Raw genomic sequence first — 1,745 nt, 5'->3', positions numbered from 1 at the left:
CGCATTGACTCATCAGAATTGCAACTCGCGCTGACCTGTTGCCTCACGTAGTTTGCTACCCGCCGGATTGTCCGGCGGGAGCGACGCGAGGTGACGAGGCAAATCAGCATGACGACACGCAAGGAGTTGGTCGCAGCATTGCAATTGCGGTATAGAAGCGCGACGTTCGGTGACCGGATCAGGATTCTCGACGAGTTCGTGGCTCTGACCGGATATCACCGCAAGCACGCCATCCGCCTGTTACGGGAAGCGCCCGGCGCGGCAAAGCTGCCGCGCGAGCGCAACCGGCTGTATGACGAGGCGGTACGCCAGGCGCTGACGGTGTTGTGGGAAGCGGCCGACCGGGTTTGCGGCAAGCGACTGAAGGCGTTGATCCCCAAGTTGGTTAATGCCATGGAACGGCACGGCCATCTCGACCTGGATCCGGTCATCAAGGTCAAACTTCTTGAGGTCAGCGCGGCGACCATCGACCGCATGCTGGCCAACGCGCGTGCGCAGATCGACGGGCAGCGCAAACGCCGAAAGGGTGTGGGCTCAGCCATCCGGCGCAGCATCCCGGTGCGTACGTTCGCCGACTGGCGCGATCCGCCACCGGGTTTCTTTGAGATCGACATGGTCGAACACTGCGGCGGCTCGAAGACCGACGGCGAATTCGTCCACACGCTGACGTTGACCGATATCGCCAGCGGCTGGACAGAATGTGTGGCCATGCGTACGCGCAATCAGATGCTGGTTATCGAAGCGTTTGATAAGGTGGCCGTCGATCTGCCATTCGCGATGCTTGGAGTGGATTCGGATAACGACACTGCGTTCATGAACCAGAACGTCTTCGACTACTGCAAGGGACATGGTCTTGAGCAAACCCGCTCGCGGGCTTACAAGAAGAACGATCAGGCCTGGGTGGAGCAGAAGAATGGCTCCGTGGTGCGGCGGCTGGTCGGTTACGGCCGGCTGAGCGGCACCGATGCGAGGAACGCGCTGGCGCAGCTATACGCGTCATCGCGGTTGTACATTAACTTCTTCCAGCCTTCATTCAAGCTGAAGTCCAAGACGCGCGACGGCGCTCGTGTGCACAAGGTCTACTTTGAGCCCGCGACGCCGTGTGATCGACTTCTTGCACACGACAGCGTCGACCTCGCTATCAAGGAAAAGCTGAAGGCGCAGTTCAACAGCCTCGATCCTGTGCGACTGCTGCAGGAGATGCGAACGGCTCAGCAGACATTAAGCGAGTTCGCGGCCTACGGCGTGCGCGCTGAAGCCGCGACAGCAGGCGAATCAGATGTTGCCGTCTTCCTCGAGAGCCTCTCTTCGGCGTGGAAGGAAGGGGAAGCACGTCCGACACACCGAAAGCAACCCAAGGCAAAGCACTGGTGGAAAACCCGGGTGGATCCGTTCGCCGACGTGTGGCCGGTTATTGAAGGGTGGCTGATTGCCGAGCCCGCTGTTGCAACCAATGAATTGATGAACCGGTTGGCGACGATGGTTCCGGACATATATGCAAGCAAGGCGCAACTACGAACGCTGCAGCGACGGGTAAAAGCATGGCGCGCCGAGCGTGTGAAAGAAATGATCCTGGGCAGCCTGCGCAAGCCTGCCGACACGCCGGTTGAAGTATGAGCCGCGGAAAAGTTGAAAGCCGGCGGGGGCCGGGCGCTCCGCGCCCGGCAAACCCCGAAAGAAAAGAAGGAAGAAAGCGAAACGACAACAATCCGTCGGGTAACATTCCTTCGTGAGGCAACACGCCG

General features: G+C 60.0%; 1 protein-coding gene. It reads left to right on the top strand.

Annotation, left to right across the window (positions count from 1 at the left end; genetic code table 11):
• The first annotated feature begins 108 nt into the window (after positions 1 to 108).
• Positions 109 to 1,617, top strand: coding sequence for an ISNCY family transposase (locus HV711_RS33155; protein WP_035485578.1), 1,509 nt, complete (start codon positions 109 to 111; stop codon positions 1,615 to 1,617).
• The last annotated feature ends 128 nt before the right edge of the window (positions 1,618 to 1,745 follow it).

The sequence above is a fragment of the Paraburkholderia phenoliruptrix genome (genome assembly GCF_902859825.1).
Lineage (GTDB): Bacteria > Pseudomonadota > Gammaproteobacteria > Burkholderiales > Burkholderiaceae > Paraburkholderia > Paraburkholderia phenoliruptrix.
This window is presented reverse-complemented; position numbering and strand designations above follow the sequence as displayed.